Source organism: Litoribacillus peritrichatus, assembly GCF_039537985.1.
GTDB lineage: Bacteria > Pseudomonadota > Gammaproteobacteria > Pseudomonadales > Litoribrevibacteraceae > Litoribacillus > Litoribacillus peritrichatus.
The window spans coordinates 900,420-921,624 of sequence record NZ_BAABBN010000004.1 but is presented as its reverse complement, the minus strand read 5'-3'; the positions used below and the strand labels follow the sequence as shown (position 1 = coordinate 921,624).

The 21,205-nt window shown below is 46.0% G+C and carries 21 protein-coding genes; 9 read left to right on the top strand and 12 right to left on the bottom strand.

Features of this window, described 5'->3' with window-relative positions:
* Nucleotides 1-137 precede the first annotated feature (137 nt).
* Together ABD744_RS05415 and ABD744_RS05410 are read left to right on the top strand one after the other, a co-directional pair.
* Entirely contained in the window at nt 138-698 is a 561-nt protein-coding gene (locus ABD744_RS05415; RefSeq protein WP_344796222.1) for a VF530 family protein, read from the top strand.
* Between the two features lie 177 nt (nt 699-875).
* On the top strand, nt 876-1,811 hold the full coding sequence (locus ABD744_RS05410) for a 1-acylglycerol-3-phosphate O-acyltransferase, YihG family (RefSeq protein ID WP_344796220.1): 936 nt from the start codon (nt 876-878) through the stop codon (nt 1,809-1,811).
* Between the two features lie 59 nt (nt 1,812-1,870).
* On the opposite strand, the gene ABD744_RS05405 is transcribed toward ABD744_RS05410, so the two are convergent.
* The 4 genes from ABD744_RS05405 to phnW are packed head-to-tail and all read right to left on the bottom strand — an operon-like array spanning nt 1,871 to nt 5,469.
* Nucleotides 1,871-2,770, bottom strand: coding sequence for an EamA family transporter (locus ABD744_RS05405; RefSeq protein WP_344796218.1), 900 nt, complete (start codon nt 2,768-2,770; stop codon nt 1,871-1,873).
* Nucleotides 2,767-3,363: an HD domain-containing protein gene (locus ABD744_RS05400; RefSeq protein WP_344796216.1), complete on the bottom strand. Its 597-nt coding sequence runs from the start codon at nt 3,361-3,363 to the stop codon at nt 2,767-2,769. The genes ABD744_RS05405 and ABD744_RS05400 overlap by 4 nt, the downstream gene beginning before the upstream one ends.
* Nucleotides 3,364-3,393: 30 nt before the next feature.
* A complete protein-coding gene (gene phnX, locus ABD744_RS05395; protein WP_344796214.1) occupies nt 3,394-4,236 on the bottom strand; it encodes a phosphonoacetaldehyde hydrolase in 843 nt (280 codons plus the stop codon).
* A 60-nt stretch (nt 4,237-4,296) separates the two neighbouring features.
* Entirely contained in the window at nt 4,297-5,469 is a 1,173-nt protein-coding gene (gene phnW / locus ABD744_RS05390) for a 2-aminoethylphosphonate--pyruvate transaminase (protein ID WP_344796212.1), read from the bottom strand.
* A 202-nt stretch (nt 5,470-5,671) separates the two neighbouring features.
* Between phnW and ABD744_RS05385 the strand changes: the two genes are divergently transcribed.
* From ABD744_RS05385 to ABD744_RS05365, 5 genes are all read left to right on the top strand, one after another.
* Entirely contained in the window at nt 5,672-6,805 is a 1,134-nt protein-coding gene (locus ABD744_RS05385; RefSeq protein ID WP_344796210.1) for a TIGR03364 family FAD-dependent oxidoreductase, read from the top strand.
* A gap of 122 nt (nt 6,806-6,927) precedes the next feature.
* A complete protein-coding gene (locus tag ABD744_RS05380; protein WP_344796208.1) occupies nt 6,928-7,638 on the top strand; it encodes a UTRA domain-containing protein in 711 nt (236 codons plus the stop codon).
* A 345-nt stretch (nt 7,639-7,983) separates the two neighbouring features.
* On the top strand, nt 7,984-9,045 hold the full coding sequence (locus tag ABD744_RS05375) for a putative 2-aminoethylphosphonate ABC transporter substrate-binding protein (protein ID WP_344796206.1): 1,062 nt from the start codon (nt 7,984-7,986) through the stop codon (nt 9,043-9,045).
* 43 nt (nt 9,046-9,088) lie between these two features.
* Complete coding sequence (locus ABD744_RS05370; protein WP_425562124.1) at nt 9,089-10,354, top strand: ABC transporter ATP-binding protein; 1,266 nt, start codon at nt 9,089-9,091, stop codon at nt 10,352-10,354.
* A 29-nt stretch (nt 10,355-10,383) separates the two neighbouring features.
* A complete protein-coding gene (locus ABD744_RS05365) occupies nt 10,384-12,105 on the top strand; it encodes a putative 2-aminoethylphosphonate ABC transporter permease subunit (RefSeq protein WP_344796204.1) in 1,722 nt (573 codons plus the stop codon).
* A gap of 31 nt (nt 12,106-12,136) precedes the next feature.
* On the opposite strand, the gene yegD is transcribed toward ABD744_RS05365, so the two are convergent.
* On the bottom strand, nt 12,137-13,516 hold the full coding sequence (gene yegD / locus ABD744_RS05360; protein ID WP_344796202.1) for a molecular chaperone: 1,380 nt from the start codon (nt 13,514-13,516) through the stop codon (nt 12,137-12,139).
* 355 nt (nt 13,517-13,871) lie between these two features.
* Between yegD and ABD744_RS05355 the strand changes: the two genes are divergently transcribed.
* Together ABD744_RS05355 and ABD744_RS05350 are read left to right on the top strand one after the other, a co-directional pair.
* The gene (locus ABD744_RS05355) at nt 13,872-14,294 is read left to right on the top strand and encodes an organic hydroperoxide resistance protein (RefSeq protein WP_344796200.1); all 423 of its coding nucleotides are present in this window, start codon (nt 13,872-13,874) and stop codon (nt 14,292-14,294) included.
* Between the two features lie 65 nt (nt 14,295-14,359).
* Nucleotides 14,360-15,376, top strand: coding sequence for an alpha/beta hydrolase (locus ABD744_RS05350; protein WP_344796198.1), 1,017 nt, complete (start codon nt 14,360-14,362; stop codon nt 15,374-15,376).
* Between the two features lie 96 nt (nt 15,377-15,472).
* Here ABD744_RS05350 and ABD744_RS05345 read toward each other — a convergent pair whose 3' ends face one another.
* The 7 genes from ABD744_RS05345 to ABD744_RS05315 form a co-directional block, all read right to left on the bottom strand.
* Entirely contained in the window at nt 15,473-15,850 is a 378-nt protein-coding gene (locus ABD744_RS05345) for a hypothetical protein (RefSeq protein ID WP_344796196.1), read from the bottom strand.
* A gap of 202 nt (nt 15,851-16,052) precedes the next feature.
* Nucleotides 16,053-16,478 (bottom strand): hypothetical protein, encoded by a 426-nt coding sequence (locus ABD744_RS05340; protein ID WP_344796193.1) that lies wholly within the window; start codon nt 16,476-16,478, stop codon nt 16,053-16,055.
* Between the two features lie 80 nt (nt 16,479-16,558).
* On the bottom strand, nt 16,559-18,361 hold the full coding sequence (locus ABD744_RS05335) for an amidohydrolase (RefSeq protein WP_344796191.1): 1,803 nt from the start codon (nt 18,359-18,361) through the stop codon (nt 16,559-16,561).
* A gap of 77 nt (nt 18,362-18,438) precedes the next feature.
* Complete coding sequence (locus ABD744_RS05330) at nt 18,439-19,725, bottom strand: sensor histidine kinase (RefSeq protein WP_344796189.1); 1,287 nt, start codon at nt 19,723-19,725, stop codon at nt 18,439-18,441.
* Complete coding sequence (locus ABD744_RS05325) at nt 19,718-20,428, bottom strand: response regulator transcription factor (RefSeq protein WP_344796187.1); 711 nt, start codon at nt 20,426-20,428, stop codon at nt 19,718-19,720. The genes ABD744_RS05330 and ABD744_RS05325 overlap by 8 nt, the downstream gene beginning before the upstream one ends.
* Before the next feature lie 135 nt (nt 20,429-20,563).
* Nucleotides 20,564-20,845 carry a type II toxin-antitoxin system RelE/ParE family toxin gene (locus tag ABD744_RS05320; protein ID WP_344796185.1) on the bottom strand — a complete coding sequence of 94 codons (282 nt, stop codon included), beginning with the start codon at nt 20,843-20,845 and terminating at the stop codon, nt 20,564-20,566.
* Nucleotides 20,842-21,069: an addiction module protein gene (locus ABD744_RS05315; protein WP_344796183.1), complete on the bottom strand. Its 228-nt coding sequence runs from the start codon at nt 21,067-21,069 to the stop codon at nt 20,842-20,844. Before ABD744_RS05315 ends, ABD744_RS05320 begins: the two co-directional genes overlap by 4 nt.
* Nucleotides 21,070-21,205: the final 136 nt, after the last annotated feature.

The window sequence follows — 21,205 nt, the reverse complement described above, 5'->3', positions numbered from 1 at the left end:
AATTCCAAGCGCTCTTGAATTCCAAACGCCCTTAAATCCCAAGAAACAAAGCCTCACAAAAGTCCCTGATTGCGCTGTGTTTTGTCTAGGCGACTCAAGGTATAATCGCCCTACATTTAATCAAACCGGATACCACAATGAACGACCAAATCAACTACGCAAACAACCCTCTGCATGGCGTAGGCCTGAAAGATCTTTTAACAGAAATGGTCGATCACTACGGCTTCGAAATTCTCAATGCTTACTTAAACATCAATTGTTTTAAAACCAAGCCGAGCATTGAGTCCAGTTTAAAATTTCTTAAGAAAACCGATTGGGCACGTGAAAAAGTAGAAGCCTTTTATATGTATCAATATAAAAACCTGCCGAACCCCTCTTCCACTCAATTCAGCATTCCGCCCAGAGACCGTATTGTCCCGGAAAGCCACAAAACCGGAGCGCCAGCAGAACTCAGCTTGGAAGATGCGGAACGCTTGCAGGAAGAACGCGAAAAGAAAGCCGCAGAAAGGAAAAAGAACGGGGGAAGCCGATTTAATTCAGGTAAAAAGTTTAACGACAAGCGAAGCAACAACCACTCCAAACGTTCAGACAATGCTTATGCCCGCAGCGATGACAATAAGCCAAGGGAAAATGCACGCAAAGAATCCAACACATCCAACGAAACAAATGTTGACCCTTGGGCTAAGTGGAAGAAATAACACCACTTCATTTAAATAGCCACACCCCATACATTTTGCTTAGGTTTTATCCGGTTTTCTCATCATAGCTAAAAGATATCTACACTATAGTCAGTAGATATTTTACTTTTCTCATCTGATTATGAGAGTATGGCGCGTATTCACAATACGCGTCTTAAAATCACTTAAGAGTCCACTATGACTAAACAAGTCGGTCAAATTGTTGGGTTAGTGAGCGCCCTTGCATTACTCGTTCATACCTTGGTACTTAGCGTCTTCCTATTCAGTTGTATGCTGCTTCGTTGCGTCATGCCCACCGCTCGGTTAAAACGCTGGGTTAATACTTCGATTGTGTTGGTCGCCACCACCTGGATTGAAGGCATTCTTTGGTGGATTAACTGGGTTTACCAACCTAAATGGCACATTGAAGGGCAAAAAAACCTAAACCCTGACGATTGGTATTTGATAACAGCCAATCATCAAAGCTGGGTGGATATCTTTGTCTTGTATCATCTCTACCTGTACAAAACCCCTTTGTTAAAATTCTTCATCAAAAAAGAACTGGCGTATATACCAATCGTTGGACAAGCCTGGTGGGCTCTGGACTTCCCGTTCATGCGCCGGTACTCAAAAGCATATCTGGAAAAGTACCCTGAGAAAGCCGGTGAGGACATTAAAGAAACTCAAGTTGCCTGCGAGAAGTTTTCTCATGTCCCTACCAGCGTCATGAACTTTATGGAGGGCACTCGTTTCACTCCAGAAAAACACATGAACCAAAAATCGCCTTATAAACACTTGTTACGGCCAAAAGCAGGCGGTATTGCATTTACCATTCAGGCACTGGGCGATAAATTTAAGTCATTAAGTAACGTCACCATTGTTTACCCCAATCACACCCCAACCTTCTGGGATATGATGTGCGGACGCATTGATGACATTCTGGTTCGTGTCGATGATCTCCCGATTCCTCAACACTTCAGCCAAGGTGATTACCAAACCGACCCGGCGCTCAAAGCAGAAGTACAACAGTGGGTCACCAAGATTTGGCGAGACAAAGACAGACAAATTGACCAAATGCTGCTCAATCACGATCAAAGAAAATCTTTTGATCAACGTAAATTCGCCAATAGCTAACAGAACGATCCATATTTAAGATTGAAAGGCGAACCCAAATCTCGGTTCGCCTTTTCCTTCTACATCTCAATCACCAACATGATTCCGACCATAATCGCGATCAACCCCATCAGCTTGTAACGACTGAACGACTCACCCAACCATAAAATCCCCATGGCCACGCCAATCGGAATACTGACTTGTCTTAATGCGACAACGTAACCCACGTGCGAAACATAGTTCATGGCAATTAACACCAGACCATAGGTCAAAGACATCACAGCACCAGTAAACAACGCGGTTTTAAGTTGTGAAGAAAGTGTTATCCGCCATTGATATCGAGTATCAGAAACACAGAGAGAAAACAGTCCGACAAAAACGCTTGAAGACAAGGACAGCCAGCACATGTACACCAAAGAACGAACCCAACTCTGCGTTTCAGGCATGGCCTTCGCTAAGTTTGTCAGTACCTGCTGATCAACATAGCTATAACCAGTGGTTGCCAATGCCGCAATCACAGCAAACAACACCCCCTTACTCATTATCGATTGCATGAAGACGGCCTTGCTTTTAAAAGGTATTGCCAGGCATCCCGCAATAATCAGAGCACAGCCCAGGTATTGCCAAAATTGATAATGATCCCGATCCAACACACTCACCGCAATCGGCACTAACGCCACAGGCAAAGCTCTGGCCAGAGGATAAACGACGGATAAATCATTACTCCGATACCCCCCGCTCAAACCCAATAAATACCAAGCCTGAAAAAAACCGGTGATCACCAGCCACAATAAGTTGTGAGTCAGAATTTCCTGACTCACCTCATGATGCACAATGGCTAACGGCGCAAAGAGTATCGCTGAAAAAACACTGACCATCGTAAAAAACGACAAATAAGGAACGGATTTCTTGCCAATGAAGTTCCAGCCCGCGTGACAAAAAGCAGAAAAGATAACTAATAAAAACGGTAACCAGCTCATGAGGGTTCGGGAGTCACCTTGTTTAACATCAAGGCAATCATGCGTTCTTTGTAGGCCGACAAGCCGGGTAGGTCTAATCCGACTATTTTGCCCTGATCATCATAGTAACGAACCTTCAGAGCCTCGTTAAAATATCTGGAAGATTGGAATTTCTGTACCTGCTCTACCGTCATCGCGCCCCCCTGCAACTTCAAACTGTGCTGCGAGGCCTCGCTCAGCGCACCTTCGTAGGCCTCGTCCACCGAGCAAAGATACCGTTTCGCAGCGACATGCAATTGTATGGGCGTGGTGACTTCAGGCCCAAAAAACTGTTTTAAATAGCGCGCACCCAACACTTCATGATGAAAGTCTTCCCCAGGTGTGCCGGTCGCAATCAATTCAGCGTTCTGAGGGCCAATAAAATGGCCGACATCGTGCAGGAGTGCCGCGATCACAAGTGCATCAGAGGCGCCTTCCTGGTCGGCCAGAAAAGCACATTGCAGCATATGTTCTTTTTGAGTAATTGCTTCACCGTATTGTTCATCTCCATAGGCTTCAAACAACGCAGCGATTGCCTGATATTGCCTTTCTTTGGGTTCCAGGTTTGTGTTCATTAAGAGCTTCCTACGAAAAGAACCAGCCAGTTACGGCTGAATTCCCTTTGCCAGTTTTTCGTTAATATCCGCAACCACTTCAGGTAAGTCGGCAACGGAGTCAATCACATAATGGGCACCCGACATTGCCATCCGTTGATATGACTTTTTACGAATGACTTGCTGCTGACCTTCATTCAGTGAATCCCACTCCGGTTGAGTTAAACCGTTGGCATTGCCGCTGATGGCGACAGCCACTGTCCACATACCCGCATTTAGACCTTCTTCAATGCCGGTTTCAGTGTCATCGACTTTGACGCAAGCCTGAGCTTCGGCCACTTCCAACTTTTCCATCACCGCTTGAGACATATAGGGGTAAGGTCTGCCTTTGGACACTTCGGTTGCACACACATTTGCATCTGCCACGTACCCATATTCCCTGGCCACTTCCGCCAAGGCCTGATACATTTCAGTGCTGTAGCCGGTATTCCCGCCCAATTTAATGCCCTGCTCTCTTAATGTTTGAGCCGATACCAACCAACCAGGAATTAAAGCGCTGTTGGCTCGGATGGATTCAATTTGCATGGGTAAAAACTCATGGTACAGCGCCTGAACATCCTCTTCTGTTGACGCCCTACCCTTTGATGCCTGCCATTGTTTCTGAATAGCAGGCATCGCTAACATGCGGCGAATGTGTTCACTCTTCTCTGTGCCCATGGGTTCCCGAGCTTCGGCTTCAGAAGCCGAAACACCGTGAGACTCAAACAGCGCCTGAAAGGCTCGAATCGGCGCAACGGAGCCAAAATCAACCGTAGTGCCAGCCCAATCGCAGATAACCGCTTTGACTGAACCGGAGTAAACTCGTTTGTATTGAAATGGGTGAACTTGATGCATAGGTTTCTCTTCAAATAATCAATGAATAAGTAATCAATAAGTGAGTAATAAAAAGGCAAGTTAAGCCGTTTCTAGCTGTTTATGTTCGAGCTGTTTTTGCTCTGACGAAGGCGCATTCCAATAACAATTCTGTTCAATGGCAGAAATCAAACGCGCCATGTCCTCAGGAAATACATGACCAATATTGCCAATGCGAAAACAATCCGCGTCTGAGACTTTGCCCGGATAAATCACAAAACCGGCTTCCTTCAAACGGGTATAAAAGCGCTTAAAGTCATAGTCACTGTGGGAAGGATTAAAGAACGTAGTAATAAATGGCGACTGCGCTTCGTCTTCAAGTAAGGTTTCAAAACCTAATGCGCGCATGCCTTCCACCAGCACATAATGATTGTTTGAATATCGCTGGTGCCTGGCCGCTACTCCGCCCTCTTGGGCTAATTCACTCAACGCCTGATCGAAGGCCCGCACGGTGTGCGTCGGGGAAGTAAAACGCCATTTGCCATTGCCTTGTTCCATCCCTTGCCATTGGCCAAATAAATCCAAAGATACGGAGCGCGCCACCCCTTCACAGGCTGCAAGCTTGGTTTTATTCGCGATAATAAAACCAAAGCCCGGGACGCCCTGAATGCACTTGTTGGCGCTGCTGATCAGATAATCGATACCGAGCGAGGCAACATCTATACGAACCCCCCCAAAACTGGACATGGCATCCACAATAAACTCGCACTGATGGCGTTTCACTATGGGTGCAATGCGCTCTAGCGGGTTCAAGCGGCCTGTTGTGGTTTCACAATGCACCACAGCCACATGGGTAAATTCTTGGTGCACGGCCAGAAATGCATCCAGTTCCGGCAAATCAATCGCACCTGATTCTCCAAAGTCCCAAACGTACGAGTCTATATTTAAAACCCCCGCCATCTGACCAATGCGTTGGCCATAATGACCGTTCGCTAACACCAACAATTTTCCATCAGTCGGAATCACTGAACCAATCACCGACTCCACCGAGGCCGAACCGCTGCCCTGCATTAATACTGACGTATATTGATCAAAACATTCCGGGTGCTCTGGCAGCGCCAGATCAACCAAACGAGAGCGAATGCTTTGCACCAACGCATTATATTCATCATCCCAGGTACACCAATCTTTCATCATTGCCTGACGCACCGTCGGGCTGGTGGAAAGCGGTCCGGGGGTAAGTAACAAGTAAGGGTTATCCGATAGCTGATTCACAAGAACTCCTAAGTTCATCCTTAAAGCACAATTATCTGGTATATACCAATTTTCTGCATAGTATTGATTTCAACCCAGAGAGGTCAATAGCTACCAGTAAAGTTTCATTAAACTGCAACAAAAAGAAATTATTATCTGGTATATACCAAAGTCAATAATTGTAACCAACTATTGAAATCTCTTTATTTAGCAGGATAAAACTATGTTTGACTTAATCATTGTGGGTGGCGGTATCGCGGGTTTAGCGTTCGCCCTTAAAGGTTGTGAAGCAGGAAAAAAAGTACTCATTATTGAAAAAAATGAAGGCCCGAATGAAGCCTCCATTCGCAACTTCGGCATGGTACTTCCCTTAGGAATGCCAAAAGGATCAGCGCTTAACCGGGCAATGAAAAGCAAAGAGGTATGGAAGCATTACGCCAAGAAAGCCAAGTTCTGGGCCAATGAGTGCGGCATGCTTATGGTGGCCCACCACGACGATGAAATGGCAGCCATGGAGGAATTCCACACAGACATCAGCTTGCCGCCTTATCAAACGCGACTGCTCAATGCAGAACAAGCAAAGGTGCTCTCGCCCGGTGTAAACCCAAAAGGACTCAGAGGCGCACTCTTTAGTCAGACGGATGTACTGATCAACCCACAACAGGCATTAACCCAACTGACCCAATACCTTTATGGCTTTGAAAACAGCCAACTGCAATACAACACCCTGGTTTCACACTTTGAAAGCAACGACAAAGGCGTCAAGGTAGTAACCAACAAGGGTGTGTTTGAAGGAAGACAAGTCGTCTGCTGTCCCGGCCATCAATTTGCTTCTTTATTTGACCTTGAAGCCGATCAAGCGCCAACAGTATGTAAACTGCAGATGGTACGAACCTTAAAACAAACACAAAACTGGGCCTTTGGCCCTATGATGTCGACGGGTTTATCCATGCTCCACTACCCCGCCTTCGATCAAGTCAAAAGTTTGCAGGCAGTGAGAAACCGTGTTGAACAAGATCACCCAGAGCTGATTCAATATGGCATCCACCTGTTAGCCGCCCAGCATCAAACCGGTGAAATTACCCTCGGAGATTCCCATGAATATGGCAACACCCCCTCTCCCTTCATTAACCAGCGAATCAATCAGCTCATTTTAGAGTACGCCCAAAAAGTCATGACCTTGCCATCCTGGGAGCTAAAAGAGCAGTGGATTGGCATCTACAGCAAAGCCAAAACAGATCACGTGTATTGGGAACAACCACAAGACAATCTGTTCTTAATTACCGGTCTTGGAGGAACGGGCATGAGCACCAGTTTTGCCATTGCAGAAGAGTGGTTCAAAGAACACCAGCATTAAGTAAACCAAAAATCACCGCTGGCTTCCTGCACGAAGTTCGTAAAAATGCTATGGTTTGCACCGGCGCGGATCGAAGTTACAAACGCATCTGCGCTACTTTTTTAATTTCACAATGAAACCTTATGTCTCAACCACAGTATAAAACAATCGTCGACCATATAAAAAATCAAATCGACGTGGGCACCCTAACCGTACAAGACAAGTTGCCTTCAGAACGGCAACTCAGCGACCAGTTCGATGCATCCCGGATCACAGCACGCGAAGCATTACTGCAACTGGAAAAAGAAGGCATTATCTACCGGCTAAACCGCCGAGGCTGGTTCGTTTCACCAACGCGTTTAACGTATGACCCGACATCCCCGGCGACATTCAACGAAATCATCAAGCAACAACAAAGAACAGGAACAACCACGCCACTGAGTACAGAGCTCAGCGAAGCGCCCAGCGAAGTCGCCCAGGTCATGGGGTTATCGGAAGGTTCGCCAGTCTACCTCATTCGCCGTTTGCGTTGTGTCGATGAACGCCCCATCCTGCTTGAACACATTTATGTGGATGCCAACCTTTGCCCTGGCTTACTGAAACACGACTTCAGCCAATCACTCACAGGGATATTCAAAGAACACTATCAAAAAGGCGTCACCCGCACGGACGTGACCATGTACCCCACATCCCTCGACGCAGAAGATGCAAGCTCACTGCACGTTTCTCCCGGCAGCCCTTGTCTTGAAATTCGCCGCTGCCGATTTACAGAAGAAAATCAGGTACTGGAATACGATCTGGAGTTTTGGCGACACGACGCAGTGGAATTAAAGTTATCGTTCGAACACCAATAGCCATTCCACTCAAAACCGTACCATCAGACCGAGCCTGACCCCTTAGGCTCGGAATCTTTTCTGCCTTCTTTCTTACAATCCATCAGACGTTCAATCATTCAATCTTTTTAAACCATGCCACTAAAAAACACGCGTCCAAATTTCTGACGCAGAGCTCGGTCTCTGCTGTTAGAAAATAACTTTACACTTCTTTAATCTGGTTTATACCAGATTAACAATATTGACATAAAACTGTCTTATTTCCCTGTTAGCTTAGTCACATCTGGTACAAACCAGGACTTTATAATTACCCAGAATTTACTTTGAAGATAACCAAAAATCGATCAGGATGAAGAAACTATGAGCATGAGCACTCAACTAAAAACACTCTGTGCTGCCGCAGTGGCCAGTTCTACCCTATTGTTAGCAGGTTGCGGGAACGACACGGCCGAGCTGGGTGTATCAGATAAAAAAGTAACGGAATTGACGGTTTACACCGCCCTTGAAGCAGACCTTCTAAAAGCATACGGCGACGCCTTCAGCCAGGATCACCCGGACATTAAGATCAACTGGGTACGTGACTCAACAGGGACGATCACCGCCAAACTGCTTGCAGAAAAAGCGAACCCTCATGCCGACGTCGTTTGGGGCTTAGCCGGAACCAGCCTACTGAAAATGAAAAATGAAGGCATGCTGGAATCGTACAAACCCGAAAACGTAGAAAAACTCGATGCCAAATTCCGCGACAACAGCGAAAATCCGGCATGGGTAGGTATGGATGCTTGGGTAGGCGCCATCTGCTTCAACACCGAAGAAGCCAAAAAGCATAACCTGAGCAAGCCCACTTCTTGGGAAGATCTGACCAAGCCAGAGTACAAAGGCCACGTCATCATGCCAAACCCAAACTCATCCGGCACGGGCTTCCTGGACGTATCCAGCTGGTTACAAACGTTTGGCGAAGACAAAGGTTGGGACTACATGGACAACCTGCACACCAACATCAGCCGTTACACACACTCTGGCTCTAAACCCTGTAAGTTAGCTGCTTCCGGTGAAACCGCCATCGGTATTTCTTTCGCTTACCGTGGAGCAAAACTGATTGAAAAAGGAGCGCCGCTGGAGTTAGTCATCCCTACTGAAGGCATTGGCTGGGAAATTGAAGCGACTGCGATCCTAAACACAACCGACAACATGGACGCAGCTAAAACACTGGTTGATTGGTCTGTCACAGAAAAAGCCAACAAATTATACAACCAAGGCTATGCCGTTGTTGCTTACCCTGGCGTTGCTAAACCCGTCAAGCATTTCCCGGCAGCCGTTGCCGACAAAATGATTAACAACGACTTTGAGTGGGCCGCGAAAAACCGCGATCAGATTTTGGAAGAATGGCAAAAGCGCTACGACGGCAAGTCTGACCCAAAGAGTTAACTCGCTTTTTACTTTAAAGCTATCTGCTGAAACGTGAGGCCGGATGAACACACAGTTAGATGACAAAATGCGCGGGCAAGCTGTCATCAAATCGTCATCCGGCTGTCACACAATTAATTATCCAAGCGCCAAACACTCGTATAACACGCATACAACATTCAGGGATCTTATGACCAATACAACGACCCAAGCCAACAGCGTTGAACTTAAATCCGTCCATAAATATTACGATCAGTTTCATGCCCTGAAAGACATCAACCTGACCATTCGAGAAGGCGAATTCGTCAGCTTTTTAGGCCCTTCCGGTTGTGGCAAAACCACGCTGTTAAGAACCATTGCCGGCCTGGAAAACTGCACTGACGGCACCATCCTATTGGCGGGTGAAGAAGTCAGTCACAAACCGGCGCGCCAACGTGATTTTGGCATTGTGTTTCAATCTTACGCCCTGTTTCCTAACCTGACGGTGGCCGAAAATGTGGGTTATGCGCTTAAATCTCAGAAAAAACCCAAGCAACAGATCAAAGCACGCGTCAGCGAATTAATTGAACTGGTTGGGCTGAACGGGATGGCTGAGCGCTTCCCGGCTCAGCTGTCTGGTGGCCAACAGCAACGGGTAGCTTTAGCTCGGGCACTAGCGCCTAACCCGAAGCTGCTGTTACTCGATGAACCGCTTTCCGCTTTGGATGCCAAAGTGCGCCACAATCTTCGCGCCGAATTAAAAGCCCTGCAAAAAAAGACGGGCATCACCACCATTATGGTGACTCATGATCAAGAAGAGGCCCTGGCGATTTCGGACCGCATCGCAGTGCTGAATCACGGCGAGATTGAACAAATCGGAACACCGGATGAAATCTACACCCACCCAAGTACCGATTTTGTTGCTGAATTTGTGGGAACGATCAACCACCTGCCATTGACCAAAAACAAACCCGCAATTGTCGTTCGACCGGAGTGGATCAAGTTATTTAATTCGCCGTCAGAACAGCGCCATCAATGCATCATTCTTGCCACCGAATACCGTGGCGCCACCACGCGTTTAACACTGGAAAGCGAGGCAACCACTGAACCGCTGTTCGCAGACATCGCCACCGCCGACTGCAAATTAAACCATTTCCACACAGGCAACATCGCCTGGTTTGAATTACACCCGCTGGTTTATCAGTTACAGGAAGAAGAATCTCAATATAATGAGCAGCGCGCCACCGAACCGCTAATCAAGCAAACGCAATCCCGCAACTCAGCGGACAAATCAACGAACAAATCAACGAACAAATCAACGAACAAATCAACGAACAAAAACACCGTTTGAATCATTCCCAAACATTTCGGTAAATACACATGTCACAACAGATCTCGCCCAACCTTCAACATCAACCTGTATCCCGGTTGAACGTCTTGAATCTGGATAAAGAAAACCTGATTCGCAGAGTGTGGTTACTGACCCTGATCTCCATCCTCGCTTGTGCTTTGGTACTCCCCTTAGGCGCATTATTCATTCACAGCCTTCAGGACAGCGATAAAAACTGGGTCGGTTTTCAGAACTTTGTTAACTACCTGACCAACCCGGCACTGACCCACTCCATTGGCAACACACTGGTGTTAGGGGCCGTAGCCACCGTCATCATCATCAGTCTCGCCTTCACTTTCGCCTGGTGCATGACCCGAACACAAGTGGTGGGCAAATCCGTTTTTAAAGGCATTGCTTACATTCCGCTGTTAACCCCATCTTTGCTCTCCGCCATCAGCCTCATTTACTGGTTTGGCAATCAGGGGGTATTGAAAGAATGGTGGCCGTTCGAAAGTATTTATGGCCTTTCAGGCATCGTATTCGCCATTTCATTTTGGGCGTTCCCTCATGCACTGATCATTCTGACCACGTCATTAAAACAACAAGACGCTCGTCTGTATGAAGCCAGCGAAGTCCTGGGGGCAAACCCTTGGCGAACGTTCTTCACCGTCACCTTACCTGGCTGCAAATACGGTTTGATCTCTGCCACTGCGGTCATCTTTACGCTGGTCGTTACCGACTTCGGCATTGCTAAAGTCATCGGAGGCCAATACAACGTGTTGGCTACCGACATTTATAAGCAAGTCATAGGTCAGCAAAACTTTTCCATGGGAGCCGTGGTGAGTATTGTCCTGCTCGTTCCTGCTCTGATCACCTTCATGGTCGATCAATGGGTCCAACGTAAGCAGCAATCCATGTTTGACAGTAAATCCATCGTATTCAAACCGCAAAAAGATAAACTTCGCGACGGGTTCGGTTTTGTATACTGCAGCCTGATTTCTATGGTGATGTTAGCGGTAATTTTAATGGCTGGTTACTCGTCGCTCGTCACCTTTTGGCCATACGACCTGAGCCTGTCGCTGAACAACTACCAATTCGACATGATGGACGGTGGCGGCTGGGGCGCCTTCGCTAATTCATTAATCATGTCCGCCGGCACCATGGTCATCGGCACTGCGTTCATCTTTTTATCCGCATACGGCTGCCAAAAGATCGACGCCTGGCCAAAGTTACGTAAAGCCATTCACATGCTTTCAGTCATTCCCTCCGCCGTTCCAGGTTTGGTGCTGGGCTTGAGTTACATCTTTTTCTTCAACGCACCCAACAACCCACTGAACAGTATTTACGGTACCTTTCTGATTCTAATCATCTCATCGGTCATTCATTTCTTAACCGTTGGTCACCTGACGATGGTAACCGCATTCAAACAATTGCCGGGAGAAATTGAATCTGTCTCTGAATCATTGAAAGTCCCTTTCTATGTCACCATGGGCCGCGTGACCTTACCGATGACAGTGCCTGCCATTTTAGAAGTGGGAATCTATCTGTTCGTCAACTCAATGACCACCGTCTCAGCCGTCGTGTTTTTATATGGCGTAGATACCATGCTGGCATCAGTGGCTGTATTGAACATGGATGACGCTGGCGATACGGCACCCGCTGCCGCCATGGCGATGATGATTTTCATCAGCGCATTGGCCGTTAAGTTACTGTACAGTAGCTTCAGTTATTTACTGCTGAAGCGCACAGACAAATGGCGTCACGGGCGATAAGCCCAACGCCTAATTCCTATCGATCTCTGAGTTAAGAGAATATTCGTTGCGCCCACACGGTCAATCCTGCTGCCACACTGCCGAAGTGATCGCCATCCACCACCTCAATAGAACCCAGCTTCTGCTCAATGGCTTTACGAATGACCGGCGATTGGGCAGAACCACCCGTTACATAAATCAAATCAGGCTGGCAGCCTGCTTGAGCGACGGCGTCTTCCATCAAAGCAACCATCCGGGATAAAGGCCGGCTAATGGCTTCGGAAAAATCGGAACGGCTCACATCACAGCCCAGATTGGCCTCAATGTAGCTTAAATCCACGTAACTTTGATCGAGACTCGATAAAGCAATTTTACACTGCTCCGAACTGCGAACCACATGGTGGTTTTGTTTCTCATCTCTTAAATCGATGAAGCGCTGAATCAGATGAGGTTGACTGGCATCCAGTAACAATTGCTCCAGCTGGAAGCCGGTTTGCTGACTGTTGAAGCTGGATTGCGCCCCCACGTTATTGGTGGTCACCGCATTCCAAAATGGTTGCGTCGGCACTGGCAGACCACTTTTCATGATGGACTGCATACCGAACAGCGGCATTAAACACTTGCCCGCCAGTTGGATGTCCAAATCATTACCGCCCACTCGTTCACCGCTGTGACCCAGAAAATCGGCCTTTCGATCCACATTGTTTCGGTGGCTTGGCCCCATTCGAACCATGGCGCAATCGGTGGTACCACCACCCACATCCACCACCAACACGGTTTTATCTTCGGTTAAACGGGTCTCAAAATTCAAACCTGCCGCGATCGGCTCAAACAGAAACTCCACCGATTGAAACCCAGCACGCTTGGCCGACACGGTTAGAATATCAATGGCTTGCTGATTACTCTTCTCGGCATCAATACCCTGAAAGTTCACAGGCCGTCCAATCACAGTATGGTTAATATTCTCGCCCAGGCTTTTCTCAGCACGCTGCTTGATGGACTGCATCATGGCCGTGACGATGTCTTCAAAGAAGTTAATGGACTCGGCTCTTAATCCACTTGAACCCAAAAAGGATTTCGGCGATTTTACAAAATAACCTTCTTCCGGCAACGAAAAGTACTGTTCAAACGCCGCATGACCAAAAAACAAACTCTGTTCGTCCTGCTCAATGCCCTCTTCCAGTCGAACCCGGCGTGCTTGCGCCAACGGCCCACTGCGCAACCCGATGTACTCTTCTTTCAAGGATGGGTTGGTAATCTGCAAGCCCACTGACTCACAAATCAACTCTCGCTCCAAAGCATACAAGGTAGACGGCACAAACGCCTTGCCGTTTTCTAACGGCAACAAGGTCACTGTTTCCGCATTATTCTCTGAAGGCTCAACCACCCCCATCGCACAATTGGACGTACCAAAATCAAAACCTGTAATCATGCAAAAAACCTGCGCCGCTCATGTTGGAAAGTTAACTACCAACAGAAAATCAAAAGGGCGCGAAAGGTAGCATATTGGGGAGGTTGAGGCCAGAACGAGCGGCGTAAACTTCTTATTTACAGCCTTCTAATTTGTTATAACAGACCAAAACAATCAAAAATAAGCCACCAAGTCCTTTTTAAGTAAACGTGAAATTGATCGCACTTTATTCATCCCACTCAAAAATTAATTTGACCTAAGAAAGTTATCGCGATAACTTTTATCACAACAAGACCTAAAGCGGGTCTTTTTATTTACCTAGTTAGTTATTGCAATAACTTTTATTGCAAATACAATCAACCATGGAGAATTCATTATGAACGCGATTTACACAGCACAAGCAACTTCAACCGGTGGACGTGACGGACGTTCTGTTTCCAGCGATGAAAAGCTCAATGTGAAGTTAAGTACGCCTAAAGAGCTAGGCGGCACTGGCGGGGAAGGCACGAACCCGGAGCAACTTTTCGCAGCAGGCTATTCCGCTTGTTTCATCGGGGCGATGAAATTCGTGGCCATGCAAGAAAAATTGAAACTGCCGGAAGATATTTCAGTCACAGCGGGGATCGGAATTGGAGAAAACACCCAAGGCGTTGGTTTTGCAATCAGTGCAAGCCTGGTCGTCCATGTTCCTGGTCTTGCAAGAAATACCCTTGAAGCCCTGATTGAGAAAGCCCACCAGGTTTGCCCATATTCAAATGCAACGCGGGGCAACATTGAAGTCACAACTCAAATTGGCTAATTGCAGCTTAATTTCGGAATGAACGGTAAGCGTCACTTACTTGAAACGTTTTTATGAGGTCAAAGATGAAATATTTAAAGGCAAAAACCATCAGTTCGGCACTATTAGCATTCTCCATGAACACCGCCATAGCAGCGGGTTCATCAGGTACGGAACCCTTGACGCAATCCTTTCTGAATGCATTAGAGCAAGGAGGCGGTACACCCATGGAGCAACTGACACCAAATAACGCTCGACAGGTGTTAGTCAATGCTCAACAAGGGCATCCCCTTCTTCCTGCTGATGTATCCAAAACAACAATTAAGATAGAAGATCAGTCACTGGCGTTGGTGGTTGTTAAACCCAAAAATGCAAGTGGCGCCTTACCTGCCTTCATGTATTTCCATGGCGGGGGCTGGGTGATTGGAGATTTTGAAACGCACGAGCGTTTAATCAGAGATCTTGTCATCCGCTCTGGCGCAGCAGCTGTCTACGTTGATTACTCACGATCACCGGAGGCCAAATACCCTACCGCCATTAACCAAGCTTACGCTGCTACAAAATGGGTGGCTGAAAATGGCAAAACAATGGGCATTGATGGCAATCGTTTAGCGGTCGCAGGTAACAGCGCAGGAGGAAACATCGCAACGGTTGTGAGTTTAATGGCCAAGGAAAAAGGCACACCCAACCTTCAGATGCAGTTGTTATTATGGCCTGTGACGGATGCCAGTTTTGATAACACCTCTTATCAGGCCTATGGCGCCGGGCACTTTCTGACAACGGGCATGATGAAGTGGTTTTGGGATAGCTACACTACGGACCAACACCAAAGAAATGAAATATACGCCTCGCCGCTGAGAGCAACTACAGAACAACTGAAAGGTTTACCACCAACGCTGATTCAGACTGCTGAAAAAGACGTACTTCGCGACGAAGCGGAGTACTACGGCCGTAAATTATCAGCGGCAGGTGTACCAACCACCGTCACACGCTACAATGGAATGATTCATGATTTCGGGCTGTTAAACCCACTGAGTGACGTGAATGCAGTACAAAATGCACTTGATCAGGCGGCTCTGGCTTTGAACAAGCATTTATTTTAAAGCATTGTTAACAGAGATTAAAAAATCAGATACCCACGCAGGACCGGTGGGTATCTGATTTATGGATATCAGCACTGACATTAAAAACAGAGACGGTTAATCTTCAGCGCGGCTCAGAAAATACATATCAACTACCGCATTGAAAGCATTGTCTAAAAGCTCAACAGACAAAGCCCCTTCTTTCTTCAAACGTTCAAGCGGATAAGTCTTTAACTCAAAACCTTCCTGTGTTTTAAAATCGTCAGGGAAGTGTATTGAAACCATTTCTCCTTCTGCACGGGTAAATTCCACTTCAAGTTCCGCTGAAGTGGCATCCTCCGGCCCGCCAGTGGTTTTAAAACCATAACGAACGATCTTTAAATCCAACGAAGACTTAGCTTCCTGAGCCTGCTTGAAATCTACCTGATAAGCACCATCGGAAGCTTTCATTATTGCATTTTTTAAGGTGAACTCAATATTAAAGCCTTCTGACACAGCGGCTTTGCCCTGAAACTTGATTCAGTTGGGTTCAGAAAAAGACACCGCGAATTCAGGAATCAAGCATTGCTTTTAGCAGGTGCGTATTTTTTAGCACAATTTTGTTCCAATAGAGTTCAATTAATCTACCAAGGTTATTTTTGATCCATTGACTCATTCAAACAACATATAGTTTTAAAACACAAACAGACCTAACCTGTTAATCCAGAAACAACCAACTTTCATATTCATTGTGTTCATCTTGAATCCAGCGTTCGAACTTCCACTGAAGATCATCCAAAGAATAGCTAAACTCCATATAAGATCCTTGCAAATAGTTCCTTTCAACTTGCTGACCATTAAAGTATATGAACACATCAGCTTTTAGAGATAACAAGCCTCTCTCGAAAAAAACCATTAAATTAGATCTTAATGAAACATCTAATATTCCTAACTCAGATTTCCTATTAAAGACGTAACCTCTTAAATAACAAGGATCTTCGACGGGATCAAGATCAAAATCTAAGTCCATCTTTATCACTTCAGATAAATTTTTAACTAAGATTTTGAATAAGGCCTGATATTCATTCCTTTCGCAAAAATCACCACTTTTTACTTTTTCAAGTATAAACTCAATACTTTTCAATAATCTAAAACCTCAAAAATAAAAAGCACTCCATCCCTGAAATGCCTTTTTATCGTTAAAGTTAAACAGCGACCGATAACCTACCTAAACCCCTTGGCCCGATACACTTCTTCCCCAGCCAACAGCGTTTGGAGAATCTGGGTTTGACTGATCTCATACGGGTCAATTTCGAATAGGTTTTGATCCAGTACGACCAAATCCGCTTCTTTGCCTTCTTCCAGAGTGCCTACCCGATTTTCCTGTCGCATCACGTAGGCACCGTTGATGGTGTAAGAGGCTATGGCTTGTTCCAAGGTCAGTTCTTGGGGTGCTCGGGTGACTGCATTTTGCAAACCAATGAAGGGGTTATACGGGCTGACGCTCCAGTCACTGGAAAGCGTCACTCTTGCGCCGGCTTGTTGCAGGCTTTTAATCGGAACCAAATCATGAGCTTTTTCTTTACCAATGTATTCGGCCACTTCGCCCCAGTGAGACGGGTCGGTAAAGTCCCCCGCGACTTGGCAATCCGCCGTCACATTCAGCTCAGCAAAGCGTTTGTAGTCCGCCGGGTCAACCACTTCAACATGCGTTAAACGGTGCCGGCTTTGGCCACCGGCGGATTCTTCTACGGCGTTTAAGGCTTCATGAATGCCACGCTCACCAATGGCGTGAATGTGAAAATCAAAACCCACGGCATCCAGTTCCGCAATGTAGCGGCTTAAACGGTTCTGAGTGAAATAGTTAATGCCCCGATTGCCATGACTTTCTTCCGGCACACCCAACATGTCGAATTCATAAGGGTCGTGCATCGAGGCGGTGGTATTAATTAAAATGCCATCGCTGTAGAGTTTGATTTGGTTAATACGCAGTAAACTTTCCGGGTCATTTTGGTAGAGGGATTTCAACGTGGCAAGTTGATCAACATCGGTTTCTTCCGGGTAAGCCCACAACCCTAATACGACTCGTGCGGTTAATTTATCTTCCTGAGCTAAACGCTGCCAGGTTTTATGCTCTCCCCTCTTCCAGTAAGTTCTGGCATCCGCAATGGAGGTAATGCCGTGTTTGGCCAATTCAGGTAAAACAAAGTCGGTCAGTCCGTAGTAGTCCTTCTCATTTTTTGCAGGCGTTGGCGTCATCGCCAGCTCCATAGCGATGTTGCCTGCATTATCAATCAGGATGCCCATCAGCTGGTTGTCTTCGTCTTTCATGATGACGCCGCCTACCGGATTAGGCGTATTAACATTCATTCCAGCCAGTTCCAGCGCTTTGGAATTGACCCACATGGAGTGAGAGGTTTGCTCCATGATAATGACAGGTCGATCCGATACGGCATCGTCCAATATTGCCAGCGGGTTTCGCTTGGCTTCCAGCAGGGTATTAATGTCGTGACCATAGCCAATCAGCCATTCAGAATTCGGGTTGCGACGAGCCGCATTCTTAATCACAGAGATGTATTTTTCTGCGTTGGTTTCTTCCGTATCCAAGGTAAAATGAGTGTTATCCGAGCCGGATTCCAGCGGGTGAATGTGAACATCATGAAACCCAAGCATGACCATTTTACCTTTCAGGTTGATCACCTTTTTGATATTCACCTTGTCAATATTCGCCACGTAAGAGTGTGCGCTATCCGTGTCGCCCACGTATTCGATGATGCCATCTTTAATCACCAAAGCTTCTGCCCAGGGCTGTTTCGGGTTCACCGTATAAATGTTGCCATTGGTGTAAAGAGTATATTGCGAACTTGACGCTGAAGGAGTAAAAGAGCCTGCTTCATTTGCATCCGTTTGTTGGCAACCGGATACGCCAACCAACGCAAACGCCATAGCCACTGCACTTAAAGAGAGTTTGCTCTTAGCCACACCATTAGTTGTTTTGTTATTCACCATTCTGTCATTAGTACGCATTTTTTGATCTCCAGTTTGAATCTTCAACCACAGCGTACCGGCGTCTAGGTAACAGCAAGGTAACGGCTAAAAACGATTCAACATTTGAACCTGATGGCCACTTTATAGTCGTACTGCGTTGGTGATACTTGAAACGGCCAGCCCTGCTCTTTGCAAATGGTTTCCACCAAAAATACACCGACCCCATAACCGTAATCTTTATTATTCTCCTGAGTGGAATTCTTTCTGGCGGCCTGTTCGTTTACAAAGCTGTTATTAATTTCAACGTGTTCATTCGAATACAGAATAGCAACGCTGCCTTGGTCTGAAGTGTATTGAAACGAGTTTCGGATTAAATTACGCAGAACCATCTCAGCGAGCTGATTCGGAACAACAAGACACTTATTTTGCTCGCCATGAATGGATATGGAGACTTTCTTTCCCGTGAGTAAGTACTGATTATCACTCACCTGTTTAGTAATGAGTTGCTGTAGGTCGATGGACTCTTCGGCAATCGCTTGGGACTTATCGCCCCATAACCATAAAAGAGAATCCGCCGTGGAAATCATCGTTTGGTTAGCACGTTCAATCTTTTTCAGCTTTTGGCGATCCGGTTCTGAAAACAGGGATACAGAGCGATTCAGCAAACTGAGTGCCATTTTAGAAATCGCCAGTGGCGTTCGTAACTCATGGCTGAGTGCCTTTAAGAATTGTTTTTCCCGTTGCGTTGACTGATGAATACTTAACACAGCTTCCGAGAGCGCATGGGCCACTTCGGTTAACTCTTTAAATTTTAGCGTGGACTCTGGCAACTTAATGGCACGATGGACATCCACATCATGTTTGGATAAATCTTTCGCCCAAGAAGCAAGTTCAAGGATCGGCTGAGTTATTTTGCTGCCAAGCATGTTCACTAAAGCGAATATCACCAGTAAAGAAACCAGTGCCAACAGCATCAACAAATCTGAGATTTCCAAACTGACCTGATAATCATCCTGTGCTTCATCGTAGGTATGCATCAGGTATCCTACCTCTTTTGAACTTTCATTCAGCGCAAACGGCATCAAATACAGCGTTTGGTTTTGAATGTAATGAACCAGCATATCCCCCAAGGCAACATTCTTAAAATCAACCAATTCCTTGTACTTCTCAGGCACGTTTGATGGAGTAAAAAACAATCTATCTTCATAGCCGGTCAACACGCGTTCAGGCGTGGGACTCTGAGCAAGTGCATCCGAATCCAGACTCATATAATAATGAACTGTGTCATCGACGCCCCATTGGTACACGGTATAAATTGAAAAAGAGTACCCGACCATCAGGCAGAAAGAGATAAGCATCACCTGACGACCCATGTATTGGGTTATACCAAAGCTGCTATTCATGAGGCGTCTTCCTGTCAGTGCTGTCTAATAAAACCACCCCAACGCCTCGTCGGGTTTGAATCTTTGGGCTTTCTGAATCATCGTTTAACGCCTGGCGTAAACGATAAATCACCATCTTGAGTGCATTACTTGAAGGCTCCTCGTCTGGCCACAAAAAACCTTCCAGTTTAGAACGGCTCACCACATTCGGGCTGTTTCTCATCAGGTGCTCTAATAATGTAAATTCCAAAGGAGCAAGCACCACAGGGTGGTTGTTTTTAAAAACGGTTTGAGCCTGAGCATCCAAAGTAATATCGGCCACTTGAAGTTTTGAAGCTGAGTTTTGAAAACGCCGGGATAGCGCATAAATGCGAGCTAACAGCTCTTCTAATTCAAAAGGTTTAACCAGATAATCATCTGCGCCGTGTTCGAAACCGGCCAACTTATCATTGAGCGTGGTTCTGGCGGTGAGCATCAAGCATGGCGTAGTCATTCCCTCGGCTCGCATTTGAGCACAAAAACTCAAACCATCCATTTTAGGCATAGTTACGTCGGTGATGATGACATCGTATTGGCCAGAAGTTTGTGTTGAGTTGTGATCTCTGACCAAGCTCAGCGCCATTTCGCCGTGATAGGCCACATCCACCTCTAAGCCTTCCGATTCTAAAAACTCAATGATCAACTCGGCAAGATCAAGATCATCTTCAACCAGCAACACCAACATAATTCACCCAATAAAATACAAAACAACAGAGGTTACTAAAATAAAGGTAACAGGAAGGTAACGGGTGAATTATAGATAAGAAGAGATAAACAAGCGTTTATAGTTAAAGACCAGTATGATCCTATAACATTTGCTTCAAGGCAGTCGTTTTGGGTCTTGCCTGTTATCGAACAAGGCATGAACAATAATTTGTTTTTCATGAACTTCATAAAAAACAGTAAATGGAAATCGTCGAAGCAGGGCCGCTCGTAATGTTTTATGTTTAACAGGATAGATAGTAGGGTTTTCGCAAATTAAAAATACAGTCTGTTCTACCGATGCCAGAAACTCCAGGCCCAGCCCTTTAAGCTGCCGTTCATACCATGCCGTTGTCATATCCATATCAGCAATGGCTTGCTCGGTATAAACGAGGTTCACTTATATTTATTCCGCAGAGCTTCGTGAACATCTGTCAGAGGTGTAGTTTTTACCTCTCCTGCTTCGTACAACGCAAGGCGCTTATCAAGCTCTTTTTTTTGCCACTCAGGCAGAGGAATTTCTGAGTTAGATTTTGCTATGTCGTCCCAAACATCTTCAATAAGCATAAGCCTATCTGCTACTGTCAATTTATTAATTTCTCTTTTGAGTTCATCTGCTCTCATTTGAAATTCCTATTTCCTGCTTGGAAAATTCATTGTAACAAACAATACACCGTGCCTAAATTTTATGTATATCAGAGTAACAAATAACTCTCCATTAAGCTGAAAAAATTATTTCAAATTGATCGCAGAATATTAA